At 33.6% G+C, this 18,730-nt stretch carries 20 protein-coding genes; 8 read left to right on the top strand and 12 right to left on the bottom strand.

Annotation, left to right across the window (positions count from 1 at the left end; all coding sequences use genetic code 11):
• Nucleotides 1-44 precede the first annotated feature (44 nt).
• Together CHB80_RS20720 and CHB80_RS20715 are read right to left on the bottom strand one after the other, a co-directional pair.
• Entirely contained in the window at nucleotides 45-803 is a 759-nt protein-coding gene (locus CHB80_RS20720) for an HmuY family protein (protein ID WP_089373421.1), read from the bottom strand.
• Between the two features lie 13 nt (nucleotides 804-816).
• On the bottom strand, nucleotides 817-2,982 hold the full coding sequence (locus CHB80_RS20715; protein WP_089373420.1) for a TonB-dependent receptor plug domain-containing protein: 2,166 nt from the start codon (nucleotides 2,980-2,982) through the stop codon (nucleotides 817-819).
• A 113-nt stretch (nucleotides 2,983-3,095) separates the two neighbouring features.
• Here CHB80_RS20715 and CHB80_RS20710 point away from each other — a divergent pair, with 113 nt between their 5' ends.
• From CHB80_RS20710 to CHB80_RS20690, 5 genes are read left to right on the top strand one after another with little or no spacing between them, the layout of a single operon-like run.
• Entirely contained in the window at nucleotides 3,096-4,001 is a 906-nt protein-coding gene (locus tag CHB80_RS20710) for a DUF6607 family protein (RefSeq protein ID WP_089373419.1), read from the top strand.
• 1 nt (nucleotide 4,002) lies between these two features.
• On the top strand, nucleotides 4,003-5,499 hold the full coding sequence (locus CHB80_RS20705) for an ankyrin repeat domain-containing protein (protein ID WP_089373418.1): 1,497 nt from the start codon (nucleotides 4,003-4,005) through the stop codon (nucleotides 5,497-5,499).
• Between the two features lies 1 nt (nucleotide 5,500).
• The gene (locus CHB80_RS20700; protein ID WP_089373417.1) at nucleotides 5,501-5,989 is read left to right on the top strand and encodes a DUF2271 domain-containing protein; all 489 of its coding nucleotides are present in this window, start codon (nucleotides 5,501-5,503) and stop codon (nucleotides 5,987-5,989) included.
• Between the two features lie 11 nt (nucleotides 5,990-6,000).
• Nucleotides 6,001-8,196, top strand: a complete 2,196-nt coding sequence (locus CHB80_RS20695) for a PepSY domain-containing protein (protein WP_089373416.1) — start codon at nucleotides 6,001-6,003, stop codon at nucleotides 8,194-8,196.
• A 15-nt stretch (nucleotides 8,197-8,211) separates the two neighbouring features.
• On the top strand, nucleotides 8,212-8,565 hold the full coding sequence (locus tag CHB80_RS20690) for a DUF6686 family protein (RefSeq protein WP_089373415.1): 354 nt from the start codon (nucleotides 8,212-8,214) through the stop codon (nucleotides 8,563-8,565).
• A gap of 87 nt (nucleotides 8,566-8,652) precedes the next feature.
• Here the strand turns inward: CHB80_RS20690 and CHB80_RS20685 are convergent, their stop codons facing one another.
• Nucleotides 8,653-8,898 carry a hypothetical protein gene (locus CHB80_RS20685; RefSeq protein ID WP_089373414.1) on the bottom strand — a complete coding sequence of 82 codons (246 nt, stop codon included), beginning with the start codon at nucleotides 8,896-8,898 and terminating at the stop codon, nucleotides 8,653-8,655.
• A gap of 384 nt (nucleotides 8,899-9,282) precedes the next feature.
• On the opposite strand from CHB80_RS20685, the gene guaB reads away from it, so the two are divergent.
• Entirely contained in the window at nucleotides 9,283-10,755 is a 1,473-nt protein-coding gene (gene guaB, locus CHB80_RS20680; RefSeq protein ID WP_089373413.1) for an IMP dehydrogenase, read from the top strand.
• A 100-nt stretch (nucleotides 10,756-10,855) separates the two neighbouring features.
• Here the strand turns inward: guaB and CHB80_RS20675 are convergent, their stop codons facing one another.
• The 3 genes from CHB80_RS20675 to CHB80_RS20665 form a co-directional block, all read right to left on the bottom strand.
• On the bottom strand, nucleotides 10,856-11,467 hold the full coding sequence (locus CHB80_RS20675) for a hypothetical protein (RefSeq protein ID WP_089373412.1): 612 nt from the start codon (nucleotides 11,465-11,467) through the stop codon (nucleotides 10,856-10,858).
• A gap of 193 nt (nucleotides 11,468-11,660) precedes the next feature.
• Complete coding sequence (locus CHB80_RS20670; protein WP_089373411.1) at nucleotides 11,661-12,131, bottom strand: nuclear transport factor 2 family protein; 471 nt, start codon at nucleotides 12,129-12,131, stop codon at nucleotides 11,661-11,663.
• A gap of 10 nt (nucleotides 12,132-12,141) precedes the next feature.
• Nucleotides 12,142-12,558 (bottom strand): FKBP-type peptidyl-prolyl cis-trans isomerase, encoded by a 417-nt coding sequence (locus CHB80_RS20665; protein WP_089373410.1) that lies wholly within the window; start codon nucleotides 12,556-12,558, stop codon nucleotides 12,142-12,144.
• A 98-nt stretch (nucleotides 12,559-12,656) separates the two neighbouring features.
• On the opposite strand from CHB80_RS20665, the gene CHB80_RS20660 reads away from it, so the two are divergent.
• The gene (locus CHB80_RS20660; protein WP_179218230.1) at nucleotides 12,657-13,163 is read left to right on the top strand and encodes a lipocalin family protein; all 507 of its coding nucleotides are present in this window, start codon (nucleotides 12,657-12,659) and stop codon (nucleotides 13,161-13,163) included.
• A gap of 7 nt (nucleotides 13,164-13,170) precedes the next feature.
• Here the strand turns inward: CHB80_RS20660 and CHB80_RS20655 are convergent, their stop codons facing one another.
• The 6 genes from CHB80_RS20655 to CHB80_RS20630 form a co-directional block, all read right to left on the bottom strand.
• Nucleotides 13,171-13,833 carry a leucine-rich repeat domain-containing protein gene (locus CHB80_RS20655; protein ID WP_089373408.1) on the bottom strand — a complete coding sequence of 221 codons (663 nt, stop codon included), beginning with the start codon at nucleotides 13,831-13,833 and terminating at the stop codon, nucleotides 13,171-13,173.
• Nucleotides 13,834-13,911: 78 nt separating this feature from the next.
• On the bottom strand, nucleotides 13,912-14,994 hold the full coding sequence (locus CHB80_RS20650) for an amidohydrolase family protein (protein ID WP_089373407.1): 1,083 nt from the start codon (nucleotides 14,992-14,994) through the stop codon (nucleotides 13,912-13,914).
• 111 nt (nucleotides 14,995-15,105) lie between these two features.
• The gene (locus CHB80_RS20645; protein WP_308490026.1) at nucleotides 15,106-15,822 is read right to left on the bottom strand and encodes a phytanoyl-CoA dioxygenase family protein; all 717 of its coding nucleotides are present in this window, start codon (nucleotides 15,820-15,822) and stop codon (nucleotides 15,106-15,108) included.
• A gap of 5 nt (nucleotides 15,823-15,827) precedes the next feature.
• Nucleotides 15,828-16,562: an SGNH/GDSL hydrolase family protein gene (locus tag CHB80_RS20640; protein ID WP_089373406.1), complete on the bottom strand. Its 735-nt coding sequence runs from the start codon at nucleotides 16,560-16,562 to the stop codon at nucleotides 15,828-15,830.
• Between the two features lie 439 nt (nucleotides 16,563-17,001).
• A complete protein-coding gene (locus CHB80_RS20635; protein ID WP_089373405.1) occupies nucleotides 17,002-17,571 on the bottom strand; it encodes a hypothetical protein in 570 nt (189 codons plus the stop codon).
• 21 nt (nucleotides 17,572-17,592) lie between these two features.
• A complete protein-coding gene (locus CHB80_RS20630; protein WP_089373404.1) occupies nucleotides 17,593-17,787 on the bottom strand; it encodes a hypothetical protein in 195 nt (64 codons plus the stop codon).
• 391 nt (nucleotides 17,788-18,178) lie between these two features.
• Here CHB80_RS20630 and CHB80_RS20625 point away from each other — a divergent pair, with 391 nt between their 5' ends.
• Nucleotides 18,179-18,688, top strand: coding sequence for an IS1096 element passenger TnpR family protein (locus CHB80_RS20625; protein WP_089373403.1), 510 nt, complete (start codon nucleotides 18,179-18,181; stop codon nucleotides 18,686-18,688).
• Nucleotides 18,689-18,730: the final 42 nt, after the last annotated feature.

Genomic DNA, 18,730 nt, shown 5'->3' with positions numbered 1-18,730 from the left:
CCTCTCAAATGAGAGGCTTTTTTAGTAAGTGATTAATTTTTGATTTAAAAAACAGTAACATTATTATTAGGTTGATACACATAATTAAATGTAAAATACCTACTAGCATCTACTGTTGTATCAGGATTAGAAGGAGCGCCTTCATAATAACTTAAAATTTCGACTTTTGCATAACGACCTTCTGTAGTTCTAAATACTAAAATCTTCCCTGGTAAAGGAGTAATTAAGAATAATGGAGGTCCTGAATAATTATACCAACCATTATCACTTCCTGAAGGAATAGCAAGTATATCGGCAGCATCTTGAACAAACAAATTGGTGTCTACAGATGTAATATCACTCATCGTTCCTGTAGCGATATAAGCGCCAGCATTACCAGTTCTCTCTGGCTCGTCTGTGGTTCCTTGTGAGACACCACCATTTACAATAATGGTCGTTGCTCTAAAAGCAATATCCCAATCTGTATCGCTAGTTGTGATTTGTCCTGTATCAAGATCAAACTTGGTAAAATCTCCTGAAATGGGTTGCCCTTGTCCTCCTTCTTGTGGGGCATGTACGTCTGTAATAGATGCAGTAATCAGATTTGCTAATGCTTGCGTATCATCATTATCATCCGAATTTGCAACAAAACCTTCTGGAGCTTCGCAGGCACTTTGTGATTCGTTGGCATTTCCTAAGCCATCGCCATCGCTATCTTCAAAGAATGTGTTTTCTGCGCAAGCTACCTCACCTCCGTCATCATCATTACTACATGAAGCAATAATGAAACTAACTAGTACTAATAAATAAAATCCTTTTCTCATTGTTGTATATATATTAAAATTGGTAATTAATTTTCACGTATCCTCGAGTTCCTGGAATTCCAGGAATGTTAGTATTTTGGAAATCAAACAGATTATCGGCTCCTGCTTGTATTTCAAAGTGGTCAAATAGCTTTTTACTAGCAGCTATATTAACAGTAGCAAAACCATCTACTACTATGGCATCGTCATCAAAGGCATCAAATGTTCCGTTTCCATTGGTATCTCCTAATCCGTATTTACTTCGATAAATGACGCGAGCATTGATATTGGATGTCCATTTTGGAATGTTATAAAAGAGTTTGAGATTAGCGGTATGTCTTGATCTATTAAAAAAACCAAAGTGATCATCTTCAGAGAGTGGAATAGAGGTCAAGTCTTCGTCTCTTACAAAGAGTTCTCCATTTTCTACTTGGTCTTTAATATCTTTATTGAAGGCATATAATAATTGGTAACCACCACTAATTTTAATATGCTGTGTGATTTTATAAGTAGCATTCAGCTCAAGTCCTTCTGTATAAATGCGGTCAAAATTTTTATAACTAAATACATTTTGACCGTTTGTTTTTCTTGCGATTACTTGGGTGTCAATAAGGTCGCTAAAGTTATTTCTAAAGGCATTAATATCTAGGGTAAGTTCATTAAAAGGGTGATAAGTAAACCCTATGTTATATCCTACTGAACTTTCGGCTTTTAATGCATCATCAAATTGAGAAATGATTTCATTCACATTTGCTTGCCCTTCTACAGTAGATATATTTTGTCCTAATGCTAATTGCCCTTGTTCAAATAATGTTTGTAATTCATTTGGTACAGCATTGTAACCTAATACTGTGTATCCTACTGTTGAGTTGGTGAAATTGAAATAAAGTTGTCTGAAATCGGGCGCTTTAAATCCATACCCTACAGAACCTTTTAAGGCTAGTTCATCTGTAATATTATAGCGTAAAGCTACTTTAGGGCTTAATTGGTTGCTGTATTCAGAGTGATTGTCAAAGCGCCCTCCAACGATTATATTCAAATTTTCAATAGGATTAAAATCATATTGTGCATATACATATTGCGAATTAAAACTCACTTGCTCATCAAAAAACGAACGATCTAATGATTCGTATTGGTACCCAGCACCTGCTGTTAGAGTACCTTCATTTTCAAAAGTGTAATTACTGCGTATTTCAGGTCGTACTAATTGTTGATCAAAAAATGTATCGGTAATAATTGTATCGGTATCAGTATCTCTTGCAAGGGATTCAGCGATGTAATTTGTATAGTACAATTCATATGAAGTGGTTAGGTTATCATTCCACTCTTGATCCAATCGTACATGCCCATTCCAGTCTTGTTCATTAGCTTCACCAGCAGCAGTAATAATTACTTGTTCTCCATTGGTATTGGTATCTGTAAAAGAAAATCCAGAATCTTGTGATTGATCAAAATAACGCCCAGAAGCAAATAGTTTTAATCGATCTGAAAAATCATAATAAAATCTGCCATTAAACGTATAGTTTTCAAATGGATTTACCGTCTGAGATACTGTTTCTGGGGTGAGATCATACCCTTCACTTGAAAAACGATTCCCAAAAATAGCGTATCGTATTTTTCCTTTCTTTTGTTGGAATGAAAGGTTAATATCCTGTTCTGTAAAGGAACCTACACGATAAGAAGCTTCTCCTTTTAACTTCTCATTTTTAGGTGTTTTAGTAATGATATTAATAACGCCTGCTAATGCTTCAGAACCATATAAGCTACTAGAAGGCCCTTTTACAACCTCGATTTGCTTTATATTCCCAGCGGTAAGTCTGCTTAGGTCAAAATTACCAGCCCGTCTTCCTACAAGAGGAACTCCATCTATTAATACAAGCGTATAATCAGAATCTATTCCTTGTATTTGTATGCCTTCAAAACCACTTTCATCTGTAGCTAGAACGAGACCAGTTTGTTCTGCCAGAATATCGTCTATTCGTAAACTTCCAGATTGTTTGATAGTCTTGCCAGAAACTAATGTAACGGGTAGTGGTAATGATGATAATTGGCGTTCTGTGCGGGTTGCTGTAAGAACAACTTCATCAAGTTCAGAGACGCGCGTAGTGTCTTTTTTCTTTTGAGGTTGTATTTCTTGTGTATACGCTTTCGCGAAAGCAAAAAAATATAACGTTAAGATTAGTAGGTAGTTAGCTTTCATTTTATCTAGAATGATTCTTAATAGTGAGCAAATATATAAATTATTCTTATTTAGATTTAATAAAAATAATTATTTTTGCACACGAACAATTAATCCAATTAAAAAGAGATATCATGAAAAGAACTGTGATTGCACTTATTGCAATTTTTATGCTAGGAATAGTACATGCACAAAACAAAAAAAAACAAGACGCAGCGGCTATAAAGAAAATGTGTGGTTGTTTTGAAGTGACTTTTAATTTTGTTGAAACATTTGAATACAGTGGAGATTCTTTATATAAACCATCCCACCCAGAAACCTCTACAGCTCTAGAATATGCAGCATTGGTGGCTGATGAAAAAAATAAGGTGTCTATACAGCATCTTTTGCAAGTTGGAAACCCTTCTCAACCACATATTGTAAAGCATTGGAGGCAAGATTGGATGTTTGAAAACCAAGATTTTTATATGTACGATGGAGATAATAAGTGGCGTTTCGAACAAAAACCTAAAGACCATGTAAAAGGACAATGGACGCAGAAAGTATATCAAGTAGATGATAGTCCTAGATATGAAGGATCTGCAACATGGGTACATGTAGATGGCAAGAGTTTTTGGGAAAATAGAACAGATGCACCATTACCACGTAGAGAATATACAACCCGTAGTGATTATAATATTACCGTACGTGGAAATCGTCAAGAGATTACCTCAGAAGGATGGATTCATGATCAGGATAATGATAAAGTGATACGTGAAGCAGGAAAAGAGGATATGGTGATTGCCCAAGAAAAAGGCTACAATACCTATAAGAGAGTAGACGAGAGTCGTTGCGCTGCTGCTGCAAAATGGTGGCAAGAGCATACCCAAAAATGGGAGTTAGTTCGTGTTAAATGGGAAGAAGTATATGGGAGAAAAAGTGATTTGTCATTAGAAGCTAAAGTGGATAATAAAGCATTATACAAACACCTTTTTGATGAAGCCATTACTGAATCTGTACAGATTAATCCTGTCATTGAATCTTTTATAAAAAAACCATAATATGAAATCAATACAATATATCTGTGTAGGAGTAGTACTTGTATGTTCGCAACTCGTATTTGCTCAAAATAATGTTTTCTTACAACGAGATTACTGGAAAGAAAATCCTTCTGTAGAAAAAATAAAAGAAGATATCAAAGCAGGAAATAATCCTTCTGAGCTCAATGGTAATGCTTTTGATGCTGTCGTATATGCGTTACTTGAAAACACAAATGAGAATGCTATAAAGTATCTTCTTTCGCTAGAAGGAAATGACGTAAAGAAACGAACGCATGATAGTCGTACCTATATTTTCTGGGCTGCATACAAAGGCAATACAGGAATTATGGAGCATCTTTTTGAAAAAGGAGCAGCTATTGATATCACAGATAGTCATGGAAATACACCAGTAACCTTTGCAGCCTCAACAGGTCAAAAGAATACAAAAGTGTATGATTTATTTGAAAAGAATGGTGTGATACTTACTCAAGAAAAAAATAAGGATGGTGTAAACGCATTATTCTTAATAGCGTCTTCTTTAGAAAATGAAAAAGAGCTTGCTTATTTTATAACGAAAGGATTTGATGTAAAAGAAAAAGACCCCAAAGGAAACACGCTCTTTACGTATGCGGCTAGAAATGGAAATGTCCCATTTTTGAAATTACTTATTAAAAAAGGAGTCGATCCAAATACAGTCAATAAAGAAGGAGGTAATGCCATCTTGTTTGCAAGTCAAGGGACACGTCGCTCGCAAAATGGATTGGAAACCTATACTTTTTTAGAAGGTTTAGGAATTCAACCTAATGTGATAGGAGATCGTGGTCGTAATCCTTTACATGCGATTGCTTATAAATCTAATGACTCTGCTATTTTCTCATATTTTATAGAAAAAGGAGTGGATGTGAATTTACAAGATAAAGACGGAGATTCTCCTTTTATGAATGCTGCAAATAGCAATACATTAGAAATTGTTCAGTTTTTATCGGAGTATGTAAAGGATCTCAATGTAAAAGATGAAAACGGACGCTCTGCACTTGCGATGGCTGTCAATCGGAATACCTCTGATGTAGTAGCCTTCTTATTAGAAAAAGGAGCCGATATCCAAACCAAGGATAAAGATGGAAATTCACTAGCATACTATTTACTGAATACATTTAGGGCAAAAGATTCAAAAGTGTTTGATGCAAAATTGAAATTACTTCAAGAAAATGGTTTGTCGATGAATCAAACACAATATGATGGGAATACATTATTGCACCTTGCGACACAGAAAAATAATCTTGCTTTATTAAAAAGAGTAGTTGCTTTTGATATAGATGTAAATGCTAAAAATAATGAAGGGTATACCGCATTGCATATTGCAGCAATGAAAGCAGAAAATGATGAAATCCTTAAATGCCTATTAAGTCTAGGAGCCGATAAAACCATAAAAACGGATTTTGATGAAACGGTATTAGATCTCGCTAGTGAAAATGAACTTTTACAACAACAACAAACACCATTAAATTTTCTTAAGTAATATGAAACGTATTATCAAACAAAGCACCATCGCCATTTGCGCTATTTTTTTATTGGTTGCTTTTACAAAACCTAGAGAAACTACTTCAGTAAAATGTATGATTCAAATGGTAAATTATACAGGGGAAGGAGCCTATATCGTAGTTTCATTAATCAACCCTGAAGGAGCCTATGAAGAAACCTTATATGTGCAGGGAAAAGATAAAGAGTGGTATAGTGATATTACAGAATGGTGGAAATTTTACGGAAAACGCCGTCCAGATATAGATGCGATTTCTGGAGCAACCATAAGTGGTGGAGAGCGTAAAATTAATGTGCTGAAAATTCCAAGTGATAAAATAGATGCTGGCTATAGCATCCGATTTGAAACTGCTGTAGAAGACCAGGAGTATTATGTAGATGATGTTCAGTTTGAGTTGACATCAGAAAGTGTAAAAAGTAAAGTAGAAGGAAAAGGATTTATTCGATATATCCGTATGATACCTCAATAATACATTCATATATGGTACTTTCTCTCTGGAGGTATAGTCACTTAGTACTGGCTATATCTTCTGCTTTATTTCTAATTATAGCTTCTATCACTGGAATTATTCTAGCATTTGAACCTATATCTAATAGTATACAACCTTATGTTGTAAACAACCTCCATGAAATATCTTTAGGAGAAACTATCCAAACGCTCAAAAATGAATATGATGAAGTATTAGAATTTGAAGTAACACCTTCAGATTTTGTCATAGCATCTGTCATTACTAAAGATGGAGAAAGTCAGACAGGGTATATAGACCCTATTACAGGAAAGATACTTGGAGAAGTAAAGGAGAGAGCTCCTATTTTTAGTTTTACAACAAACCTTCATAGGTCACTTTTCTTAAAAAGTATAGGACGGTTTTTTATAGGATTGGTATCTCTATTGCTTTGTTTGATCGCAGTCACAGGACTTTTAGTATTGGCACAACGACAAGGAGGTTTTTTAAAACTCTATACAAAGGTTCAAGAACGTAATTTTAATCAGCGGTATCATGTTATTTTAGGAAGGTGGTTGTTATATCCTATTTTAATACTTGCGATCACAGGAGTGTATCTTTCTGCAGAGAAGTTTTCCTTACTACCTGAAAGTGATTTACAGCATCATTGGGATGTTGATGGAACTGAAAATAAACCATCACTAGATCTTATTGATTTCCCAATCTTTAAGCAAACTTCTCTTAATGAAGTGCGAAAAATAACATTTCCTTTTTCTGAAGATACCGAAGACTATTATGAAGTAGCATTACTAGATAAAGAGTTATTCATACATCAATATAATGGTGCTGTTGTAAGCGAGTTAACATATCCATTTGTTCGAGTAGCATCTCAATTAAGTTTTAGATTGCATACAGGTCAGGGGAGTGTACTTTGGTCATTGGTGTTACTAGTCGCTAGTATGAGTATATTGTTTTTTATATACTCTGGTATTGCTATGACTTTAAAGCGTAGTAAAAAATCAAAATCAGAAAAGCCAATAGTTTCTCAAGGTAAAGATGCTAGTGAATATATTTTATTGGTAGGATCAGAAACAGGAAACACATATACGTTTGCAAGAGCGGTGCATAGATCGCTTGTTCAACAAGGGAAAACTGTTTTTATGTCTTCACTAAATGAGTATAGTACCTATAAAAAAGCCACACATTTACTCATCTTTACGGCCACGTATGGAGATGGAGATGCCCCTACAAATGCTCGTAATTTTGAAAAATTAGTAGCAAAAATCACCCCTATAACTCCTTTAAAATTTGCAGTAGTAGGCTTCGGATCATCTATTTATCCAAAGTATTGTCGATTTGCAATACGTGTAGATGCATTATTACATAAAAACCCTATGTATCAACCTGTGATGCCTTTACATAAAATAGATGATCAATCTGAAGATTCCTTTCAGCATTGGGTACACGATTGGAATACACACACAGAAATGTCACTACAAGCATCTATACGTCAAAATAAAAAGAAGCTACACAGCTTTACTGTTGTAGAAAAGACAGATCTTAATAAGGATGACACCTTTATACTTCAGTTAAAAAGTGCGAAAAGAGTACCATTTCAATCTGGGGATTTGGTAGCGATTACGCCAGAAAATGAAACAAAAGCACGGCAGTATTCTGTAGCGAAAATAGATAAGAAAATTGTGTTAAGTGTTAAGAAGCATGACCAAGGGAAATGTTCTTCATACATGAGTACGCTTGAGTTGGGCAACAAAATAAGTGGTACTCTAGAAAAGAATACGAAGTTTCATTTCCCTAAACATGCGCGTTCTATTATATGTATTGCAAATGGAACTGGAATCGCTCCTTTTTTAGGAATGATAGAAGAAAACACAAAACAAATCCCAATGCATATATTTTGGGGAGGTCGTACAGAAGAGTCTTTTGCAATGTATGAGAAGTTTATGCGTCGTGCGCTTTCGCGAAAGCGTATAAAATCTTATAAAAATGCTTATTCCAGAGAAGGAAATCAACAGTATGTGCAAGATGTTTTAGCTACAAAACGAGCTCTTATAGCCGAAGTATTGACTACAGGAGGTGCGATTATGATATGCGGATCATTAGCAATGCAGTATCAAGTGTTAGAGCTGTTAGAACAGGTTTCAAATGAAGAATTAAAACGTCCATTAATATATTTTGAAAAGAATCAACAACTATTCATGGATTGTTATTAAAAAAATAATAGTAGTATGTGTCATCAAGTAAAAACAATTGCTAAAAACTGTGACGGACAACTTTCTTTTTGTGAAAATTGCCAAGTATATCATTTGACATTTAATAATTTATATATAGAATTTACTGCTAGAGAACTAGAGTCTTTTAAGCGGTATGTATCTGGTATTGAAGTAGAATATTGGGAAATGAAGTATGAACGTATGGTTATAAAACGTAAAATTCCTATTCAGACTATGCAACAAAACCTATCTATGATGTTTAATAAACAAGAGCTATTATCATTAAAAGATTTGATTATGCAAAAGACCCAAAAGCCATTTGAAAATCTATCGTTATTAGATATTGATTATACGTTTTTTTTGAACTAGAATTTACACCAGTTTTAATAACAAGTAATACGACATAAAAAAAGCCTTATGACATATACCATAAGGCTTTTTTTATGTCGTATTTCGTTAAGCTTGCGCTTGTGGAGCCCATGAAGCGCATAACATACCTGGAGCAGATTTTTCTGGATTTGCACAATCACTTTTTTCGTATCGAGAGCAAGTAACACAATTACGTTCATCCTTAAGTGAAGCCTTCATTTCAAAGCTATCACACGTATAATGAGTATTTACATGCACCTTGTGTTTTGCGCAAAAATTTCCGTCTTTTAATTGATCACAATTACTACAATTGTGTGCGAGTCTAATAGCCATAATTCTTTTTTTTAGTGATTAAGTACATACAATTTAAAAACCAATAATTTTAGAAACAATATAAATAGCTGTTTTCAAAGCATTTGTATTTAGATTGAATTAAGATAATGTAGTATAAATACGATATAGACTTTAAAAAACGTACTTATAAAGGTCAATAATGCAATCACTAATAATAGTATAGAATTTTATGCACTTAAAAGAATGGATCGCTTATAAGAATTAAGTTTCCTTTGCTTAAAGTCTTCATTTTATCACTATCTTTGCACGCAATTAAATGTTAACTAGTAGGAACTTTTCTTAGTTTTTACGCTTTCGCGAAAGCATATACTGATTTTATCAAAATAGTATATAGAAGTACCGAACTAATAAAACATAATTGCAATGACTGCACACGAAAACAAAATCTTAGGAGAAGGTCTTACTTATGATGACGTACTTCTTGTCCCAGCTTTTTCTGAAGTACTCCCAAGAGACGTAAGTATACGCGCAAAGTTTACTAAAAACATTACACTTAATGTGCCTATTGTATCTGCTGCTATGGATACAGTTACCGAAAGCCGTATGGCAATTGCGATTGCACAAGAAGGTGGTATTGGAGTGCTTCACAAGAATATGACGATTGAGCAACAAGCCATGAAGGTGCGTAAAGTAAAACGTGCAGAAAGCGGAATGATCATAGATCCAGTAACACTACCATTAAGCTCTATCGTGTCTGATGCAAAAAATGCAATGCGCGAACATAGTATAGGTGGTATTCCTATTGTAGATGATGCAGGAAAACTATTAGGGATTGTAACCAATAGAGATCTTCGTTTTGAGAAAAATAACGATCGCCCAGTATCAGAAGTAATGACTTCTGAAAATCTAGTGACTGCAGAAGAAGGAACTTCACTTGCACAAGCAGAAGAAATATTACAAGATCATAAAATAGAAAAACTACCCGTTGTTAAAGATGACAATACATTGGTAGGGCTGATTACTTTTAGAGATATTACGAAGCTTACCTTAAAACCAAATGCAAATAAAGATTCATTTGGACGCTTACGTGTTGCAGCTGCTATTGGCGTTACTGGTGACGCTGTAGAGCGTGCTGGTGCTTTAGTAAAAGCAGGAGTTGATGCGATTGTAATCGATACAGCACATGGACATACAAAAGGCGTAGTAACGGTATTGAAAGATGTGAAAGCTGCATACCCAAATTTAGATTGTGTGGTAGGAAATATAGCTACAGGCGAAGCGGCAAAATACCTAGTAGAAGCTGGAGCCGACGCTGTTAAAGTAGGAATTGGACCAGGATCTATTTGTACAACACGTGTTGTTGCTGGTGTAGGTTTTCCACAATTTTCGGCAGTATTAGAATGCGCAGCAGCTATTAAGGGTTCTGGTGTACCCGTAATTGCTGATGGAGGTATTCGTTATACAGGTGATATTCCTAAAGCGATTGCAGCTGGAGCAGATTGTGTGATGCTAGGATCACTACTAGCCGGTACCAAAGAATCTCCTGGAGAAACTATTATTTATGAAGGACGTAAATTTAAGTCTTACCGCGGAATGGGTTCTGTAGAGGCCATGAAAAAAGGTTCAAAAGATCGTTACTTCCAAGATGTAGAAGATGATATTAAAAAATTAGTACCAGAAGGAATTGTAGGACGCGTACCTTATAAAGGAGAATTGAATGAAAGCATCCACCAATTTGTAGGTGGCCTAAGAGCAGGAATGGGATATTGTGGGGCTGGTACTATAGAAGCTTTAAAAGAAAATGGCCGATTTGTAAAAATCACTGCAAGTGGTATTAATGAAAGCCATCCACATGATGTAACCATTACAAAGGAGGCACCTAATTATAGTAGGTAATTCATAATATTCTTATACGACTATATAATAGTACGTAAAGATCAAACATTCATAAAAAAAATGCCTAGTCAAAATGACTAGGCATTTTTTTAACCTTTAGTTATTCCACAGAAAAGAAATATAATTTTGTAGAAGTATCAATGTTAGGTAATGTAGAAACAATACCACAATTGTCAAACTCTAACGTATTTGGATTGCCATCTACAGGATAATTAGATAAGATTTCTGTATTCCTATCGGTATTTGTTATAGAAGTATCAAAATTCCAACTGAGTACATAGTCTCCTTCTTCCACTGGTTTTAAACCAATTTCATAACGATATTCAGAACTGTCTTCAGAAAGTGTCCCTTCAATAGCTAAACCACCATTGGGACATGCACCTAAACGGGAAGTTTGTCCAACTTCTTCAATGATCTCAAAATTATTAATAGCGTCTACACTATTACTTTGATCCATAGCAGGTCTTAGCTTGTAAATAGAAACTAAATCCCCATTGTTAAAATCATTAGGGATGGAGTCTCCAAGTGTTTCATTAAAGGCTTGTGAAGATACTCTGCCAGTAATCCACAAGGTGTCATTTAGAGATACATTTGTAGTAGATACAGTAGCTTTAAAGTTATTTGTTATGATAACTTCATTGGGTTCATCCTCGCACTGAAAAGACATACATACTAAGGATAAAGCGAATAAGAGAGAAAGGGACTTTTTCATAATTGTTTTTTTTTGAATAATGAATTCTTTATTATTAAACAATTCATTTTATGGTACTCCTACTTCCTCTTATGTTAATTAGTGTTAACGTGTAAAAATGTAAACAAGGAATAATTGACAACATAATAAAATACCTGAAGAGGTAGTTGTCGTACTAAATCAAAATAAAAACCGTAACATCAAATACTGCGAATTAATCCTTTTGCATTGCTATAAATACATCCAGTGCTTTCTTAGTTTGCGCTTGTAATTTATTCTTAAAGAAGTTAGTGCCTCCTATTAAGGCTCCTTTAAAACCTAATGCTTGTCCGGCCCATTTACGAAGATTAAAGGTGTCAATATGTTTGATGATTTTACCATCTTTAAACTCAAAAGTAGCATCTATCTTATTATGTACTTTACGTCCGGTTTTACTAAAGTTATATTTGGCTTCCCAATGTGCCGTTCCTTTTCCTTGATCATACGTGATATCAGAAAAAGCAATTAGAAACTCTTTGTCTTTTTGAGATGCGCATAACATACGCCACATCTGACCTGGCTTTTCGCCCGTAAGCACGCCAAATGCAGGATCTTCAAATTGAATATCTTTATGATAACAAGCAATCATTGCTTCTGGATCTTTGGCCGCAAATGCAGTATAAAATTTTTCAATAACCTCTTTCATAGTAGGATGTTTAGTGTATGATATCAATAAGTTCTATTCTATAAACTAAAATGGAATCTTTAGATAATATGGGTGGATAACTAGAGCGTTTACTTAGTGAAGTTGGAACAATAAGTTTACGAATCTCTCCTTTTTTCATACCGCGTACGCCTTCATCTACTCCTTGAATTACCATTTTTCCTCCCAGTGTAAATTGAAGTGGTTTCATTCCTTCTGAAGAAAAGATAAGTGTTCCATCTCTATACGAAGTACTCTCGTGTATCTGAACATCTTGACCCAATTTTGCTTCCTCTCCTGTCCCTTCTTTCAGGATTTTATATTGTAATCCTGATACCGTTGTAATCATACCATTTTGTTGTTGTGTGTGTTTTTGACAACTAAATGATGCAATACATACCATTACAATTATTGAAAATAATTTGGACATACTTCGTAATTTCCTCCTAAGATACAAATACACTATCTAATTGGTGTGATACGATACGTTAATACCTTATAGAAATATAGAATATGTATTTTAGAGATATGAAACCATATGCAATTTTTTCCTGTATTCTTTTCAGCGTCTTTATATCGTGTAAAGACAAAACAAAAGAACCTTATATCATTCCTGAAAATGCTGTACACTTATTAACGGCAGATTCAGTCAAGACTTGGAAAATTGCAAAGCGATATAATGGAAAAACAAGAATGAATATGGGGGATTGCTTTTTAAAATACAGGCAACGCTTTCGCGAAAGCGGACTCGTAAAGGATAACAATGATTTGCAAAGAGATTGTGGTCCTTCTTTAGAAGCCACTTGGGAAATCACATCTTCCGAAAAAGGAGACTATTATTTAAAATTAACTAGTGATCAAATTCCTGAATTATTACAGCAAGAATCTAATGAGAAGTTTTTTAAAATCCTGTATCTAAGTAAAGACTCTCTTACGCTTTCTTATGTGCACAAACAATTCAATAACCGTCGCAGAATTACGGATTATTTAGTACGAGATGACTTAGAAGTAAAAGATCGCGAATTTCACTGGTGATGTGACTCTAATTACAATCTAATGATAAGGTGTCGTTGGTATCTAAAACCCAATTAGATGGTGTGTTTTCCAGTTGCGATTGACTTACTTTAATACAACTTAAAGGATTATTAAGGACTTCTAGGGTAAAGAGTTCTGGATTGTTTGACACATCCAATGCATTGATGTTGTTCCCATCTAAAATCAAAAATTGTAATTGTTGATTCGTAGTAACATCTATTTCAGAAATAGTATTTCCTTTTAATTCTAACTTCTCTAGATTAGGCATATTACTTACGTCAATTGTAGAGATAGAATTGTTTTCTAGGAAGATAAACTTTACTCTATTATTTTGAGAAAGGTCTATTTCTGATAATTGATTATCATTAAGCCATAAGTTATACAGGTTTGTGAATCCTTCTATTCCAGTGAGGTCAGAAATTCCTTTTTCATTAAGGACTAAATCCATGACATCTTCGATATTTTCTGTAGGAACAGAACCATCTAATTCATTATCTAAGTTTAATTCAATGAGTGCGGCTTCAAAAGCAGGGTCAGGAATAAGCGTACGTTGCACTTCTTGAGCTGTTGGTTCTATTGGAGTAATATCGGCATCATCATCGCCACAAGAAGTACTACTAAATGCTATGACAGACAAAAGGACTGGAAAAATAAACTTTGAAGATTTCATAATTAGCTAGTTTTACACTCCTAAAATATGAAATATTAGTTTTGTTTAATAAAAATTCAAAAAAGTTTAACAAAATAATTATTCTGGAAATAATGTTTTATCTAATCCAGGTACAATTCGCAATGCATTTTTATAGTATACTTTTTTAAGAACATCGTCTGGTAAGTCTAATCCATACATAGCCCAGAATGCGTGGTATTTTTTATGGTATGGGAAATACTCATCATCACTTTCTAATACTCTAAAATAGGTTGGGAATTCTTCAGGTTTCCAGCTATCTTTTCCAAATAGAATGCGATCTTGATATTTTATAAAGAAAGCTTTGGCTTGTCTTGGTTGTCTACCTAGTTCTGCTATAATAGCACCAATGCCTACATTCATATTAGGCATCTCGTCTAATAGTTGACTTAGTTTAGGGAGGTTGTTTGCATACCATCCCATATGAGCATTGATAAACGTTGTGTTTGGGTGTTTTTTAAACATACGATGTTGCTCAGCGATAAGTGTTTCCCATGGAGCTGGGTTATCTTCACCTCTTTTTCTTCTAGGTCGGGTTTTTAATTCTAACCATCGTTCATTATCTGCATCAAATTCATCCCAAAATGGTTTTGGATCTGCGGTATGGATTAATACAGGAATCCCTAGTTCTCCACATTTAGCCCATATAGGATCTAGTCTTGAGTCGTCTACTGTAACACGATTTCCTTGTGTGTCATTATATCGTAATCCTAAGCTCTTGTATATTTTTAAACCTCTCGCACCATTTTGCACATCTTTTTCTAATTGAGCTACCGTTTTTTCTGTCCATCCTGTGCTACCCACTTCACTAAAATCGATATTCGCAAAAACCACAAATCTATTCGGGTAATGATCTGCTATATTTTGAACAGATTTTTTTAAGTTTTCTCCAGAACGACCACTTAAGTTTACCATTATTCCCATATTAAGTGTATCCATTGCTGCAATCACTGGAGCTAGGTCTTGAGTTGGCATTCGGTACTGATGTCCGTGTACGTCTATAAATGGGAATTTTGCTTGGTTAACAATGTTCCCAGGAACGACGAGCGTAGAAGTAGGGTTGTATTCTTCAAAGGTGAGGTCTTGTGCTTGTACAGTAATTGATAGTATACAAATTGCTAATAGGAGTACTTTCTTAGACATAAAACGTTGGTTTTGGTTTCAACATAAGCCTCTAAGGTACTATCTAAAATTGATGCATAATAGATTTTAAAATAGCTTTAACGTTATGGAGTCATAAAAGTTTGCTTTGAGCTATAGGGAATGGTATTCTAACCATTCTAAAGGACTTTCTAGTTTTTGATCACAAAATTCTAGATGAATTACTCTTCTACGTTTTCCATTTGTGGTTCTATTAGAAGCATGTAATGTTAATGGTTTCATGAGCATTGCTCCTCCTTTTTTTACATTACCTATTTTTTCTGTATTTATATCCCAATCTTTTAAATCTGTACGGATAATTCCTTTTGAATGTGAGGTAGGTATTACCTTTAATGCACCATTTTCTAGAGTTGTGTCATCTAAATGTATTCTAATTGCGGTGCTGTTTTCTAAAACCTTTAGTGGTGGCTGTACACCATATTGCCCTTTTTTATAGGTCCAGTTTTTATAATTTGGCGTATCTATTTTTTGATTTACAGAAATACTTAAGTCTTGGTGATAGGGTACAAACCAATTTGAAGTTGGGGGTTTGTCAAAATATATTGCTTTTGTTAAAAAGTATTTTGTCTTATAAATAGTAGATAATAATGAAATAAGATGGGTGTTAAAAAGAACTTCTTTGAGTTTCGGAATGTTTTTAAGAAGCTGTCTTACAGCAAATAAATCATTTGTTTTTAAGAAACCTTCGCTATTTTGAGAAGCTTGGTCTACATGTGTCGTTATTTGTTGTATCTCAGAAATTGAATATACATCATCTAAAATAAAATATCCTTGTTTCTCAAGTGTATGTGCTAGATGATGTATATTCAATGAATTTATCTTTCTAGATTCAAATTTACAGAATTAAAATATTTATCGGCTACTACTTTTGCTCCTAGCGTATTATAATGTACTTCATCAGCTAGTAATACATCATACCATCCTGATGCCATATCTACAGAGATAACATCAGAATCTTGGGTTGTACGTTCTTGAGAAATAGTTGCGATGGCATCATTAAATCCATTAAAGATTGCTAAATTTTCTTCGGTATAGATTTCTGATACAGCTGGTGCAATTTGTTCTATAAATATGGTTATGTCAGGATTGTGATCTTGTAGAATATCAATGATTCCATGTATGTTTTCAATAGCATCTTCATTAGGCACATTGAGTACGAGGTCATTACCTCCAATACCTAATAAAATAACATCAGGCATTTCTACTTCTGCTAACATTTCTTCTAGAGAAAATAATAAACTTTTTGTAGTATATCCGCCTACACCTCCGTGGTTATTGTCGAAGTTTATTCCTTCTACTGGAGGATATTCGCTAGTGTCTACATTAGGTCCTAAAAAATCGACCGTCCAGTTATTTTCTATAAAGTTTTTCCAAAGCTCAAAACGATAGCTTTCATGGTTTGGTCTATTACCTTGAACTCTAGAATCTCCTAGGGTTAAGATGTTTACTTCATATGCTGGTGGAGCATCTTCAATACCTGTCTCATCAACACACGAAGTGAGAATGAAAAATGATAAAATAAAAGTGAGTTTATATATTCTTGGTGACATAATAATCTTGATTTGGGGGATGAGTATACTATGAATAATTAGTAGGTATAATTACTATAGAAAATGACCATGAATTTTAGCTTTTTGCTATTTTTATCTAGATGTATTCTATTTCATACATAGTATATGTGTATGAAAAATGATCTAGCTATAAAACATGAAAAGCAATATTATGGTTATAATATTTACTAGTAATTATACAATAGAATTTTGCTTATTACTTATTTGAAACTGGAAGTAATGTGGATACGAGGATGTAGAAGTGTAATTTGTGTCATGACGTTTAATTTTTGATTTGGGAAGTACAAATATAGTTAAATATGTGTATTTAAGCGATAATTAATTAAAAACATGTGACGATTATTCCTACAAAAATGTTAAAATCGATGAAATACATAGTTTTTTTAGAATTTCACAGATAATTACTTGTAAATAATTGTTAATCAGATGATTGTATTTTTATTAGTTGAGGGGAATGTTTTGTCCCTAACCATCCTTTTTTAAACAGGATTTCTACAGTGTCTCTATGCTTTAACTTATGATAGGCTGTTTTATTGATTTTTATTTTATTATTTAAAAATTCATCTGATTCAGGTTTCATAAGCCAGTTTAAATAATAGTGACCATCAATATTTGATTTTTGCGCTAGGATATACTTTTCAGTTACTTCTTCAATATTTTTTTGTCTATTTAAAAATAACTCAAGCCCTATAAATAAGGGTTTCGTAGAAGTGTAAAAAAATAATATTAGTATAGAAAAGGTAGCTATCATATTCAAGATTTCTTTAATGTTTCTTTCTTTGAAAGATCTAACAATACTAGAAAAGAATATAATCAATAATAGTACTATTTGTGTAATGATAATGATGTAAAACCTATTTTCTTCCAAATACTTAATATCTGAGTATGCGTATTTCTCTTCTTCTGCGGGATAAAAATAGAATTCTACAACTGTAGTAATCGCCAGAAAAATGATTAGAAAAGAATACTTTTTTATAAATTTTATCATTGTGAGAGAATATTTATACGTTTAATTATTTCCTTTTTTCCAAAAATTTATAGTTACATATATAAATAAGCCGGTCATACATAATGACATAACTGTTAATGATGTTCGTTGCGGCGTAATATCTGGAGCAGAAGAAGTTAGGATGCTATAGGTTTCGGAAATGCCACCTAAGCTTAAAAGTCCAAATAAATAGGCTACTACTTTGTTTGTATTCATAGAGATATTTCATAAGTAATAAAAAGTAAAACTACAATTTTAAATGGATTGATGTTTCTAAGTTTTTTCAATATGCTTATCAATACCATCTGTGACTATTCCAGCTAAACCGAAAATAGTGATGAGAAAGACAAATACACTTCCTGTTTTTTTTAAATAAATTCAATGATCCAGAAATTTTTGTTCTATCATAAATAGAACAAGTCTGATGATAAAATACTTATTGGAAACAAAGTATAGATGTTAATCTAACTGATTAATTATCAAGATGCAAAAGAGATAAGAAGTGATATGCATTTATAAAGAAATATTCTCTTAATAACTTCTTATACATAGACCCTGTATACTCGTAAAGGTATTAGTATCTTTACCCTCTAATATTTTTGAAGATATGATATATCGTTTTAGAGTCATTCTAGATACTGAAGAGGATGTATTTAGAGACTTAGAGATTGATCAAACGGCAACATTGGAAGACTTTCATAATGCCATCAATCAATCTTTTGGATTTGATGGAGGGGAGATGGCTTCTTTTTATAAGAGTGATGATCAATGGAATCAAGGAGAGGAGATTTCTCTTTTTGATATGAGTGATGGAGCAATGCAAGTACGATTAATGAATGAAACGCTCGTAGAAGATGTGATTAGTGAGGCAGAAACACGCTTATTATATGTGTATGATTTCTTAAGCATGTGGCGTTTTATGGTAGAGCTTGGTGAAATAGCAGAGCGAGAAGAAGGTATTACGTACCCTAATTTGATGTTTGTACACGGGCAAATTCCTGATCAAGCACCAGAAATTGCTTTTGAAGCTGATGAAGATGATATGGGACCAGAGTTTGATGATGATCTTGATATAGATGATCTAGATAACCTTAATTTTGATCAAAACTGGAACTAATTTTATTTCCTATTTGTAGCATATTTATAACAAACCAATTAC

Origin of the sequence: Dokdonia pacifica (assembly GCF_900188275.1) — a bacterium.
In the GTDB taxonomy this organism is placed as follows: Bacteria; Bacteroidota; Bacteroidia; order Flavobacteriales; family Flavobacteriaceae; genus Dokdonia; species Dokdonia pacifica.
Note: the sequence above shows the minus strand (reverse complement) of the source record. Positions and strands in the feature narration are given on the sequence as shown.

Coding starts and splice junctions, on each gene's coding strand:
- CHB80_RS20695 (WP_089373416.1), top strand. CDS start 6,001: ATGGTACTTTCTCTCTGGAGGTATAGTCACTTAGTACTGGCTATATCT.
- CHB80_RS20700 (WP_089373417.1), top strand. CDS start 5,501: ATGAAACGTATTATCAAACAAAGCACCATCGCCATTTGCGCTATTTTT.
- CHB80_RS20715 (WP_089373420.1), bottom strand. CDS start 2,982: ATGAAAGCTAACTACCTACTAATCTTAACGTTATATTTTTTTGCTTTC.
- CHB80_RS20635 (WP_089373405.1), bottom strand. CDS start 17,571: ATGATAAAATTTATAAAAAAGTATTCTTTTCTAATCATTTTTCTGGCG.
- CHB80_RS20675 (WP_089373412.1), bottom strand. CDS start 11,467: ATGAAAAAGTCCCTTTCTCTCTTATTCGCTTTATCCTTAGTATGTATG.
- CHB80_RS20650 (WP_089373407.1), bottom strand. CDS start 14,994: ATGTCTAAGAAAGTACTCCTATTAGCAATTTGTATACTATCAATTACT.
- CHB80_RS20655 (WP_089373408.1), bottom strand. CDS start 13,833: ATGAAATCTTCAAAGTTTATTTTTCCAGTCCTTTTGTCTGTCATAGCA.
- guaB (WP_089373413.1), top strand. CDS start 9,283: ATGACTGCACACGAAAACAAAATCTTAGGAGAAGGTCTTACTTATGAT.
- CHB80_RS20685 (WP_089373414.1), bottom strand. CDS start 8,898: ATGGCTATTAGACTCGCACACAATTGTAGTAATTGTGATCAATTAAAA.
- CHB80_RS20660 (WP_179218230.1), top strand. CDS start 12,657: ATGAAACCATATGCAATTTTTTCCTGTATTCTTTTCAGCGTCTTTATA.
- CHB80_RS20665 (WP_089373410.1), bottom strand. CDS start 12,558: ATGTCCAAATTATTTTCAATAATTGTAATGGTATGTATTGCATCATTT.
- CHB80_RS20670 (WP_089373411.1), bottom strand. CDS start 12,131: ATGAAAGAGGTTATTGAAAAATTTTATACTGCATTTGCGGCCAAAGAT.
- CHB80_RS20690 (WP_089373415.1), top strand. CDS start 8,212: ATGTGTCATCAAGTAAAAACAATTGCTAAAAACTGTGACGGACAACTT.
- CHB80_RS20720 (WP_089373421.1), bottom strand. CDS start 803: ATGAGAAAAGGATTTTATTTATTAGTACTAGTTAGTTTCATTATTGCT.
- CHB80_RS20630 (WP_089373404.1), bottom strand. CDS start 17,787: ATGAATACAAACAAAGTAGTAGCCTATTTATTTGGACTTTTAAGCTTA.
- CHB80_RS20705 (WP_089373418.1), top strand. CDS start 4,003: ATGAAATCAATACAATATATCTGTGTAGGAGTAGTACTTGTATGTTCG.
- CHB80_RS20640 (WP_089373406.1), bottom strand. CDS start 16,562: ATGTCACCAAGAATATATAAACTCACTTTTATTTTATCATTTTTCATT.
- CHB80_RS20625 (WP_089373403.1), top strand. CDS start 18,179: ATGATATATCGTTTTAGAGTCATTCTAGATACTGAAGAGGATGTATTT.
- CHB80_RS20710 (WP_089373419.1), top strand. CDS start 3,096: ATGAAAAGAACTGTGATTGCACTTATTGCAATTTTTATGCTAGGAATA.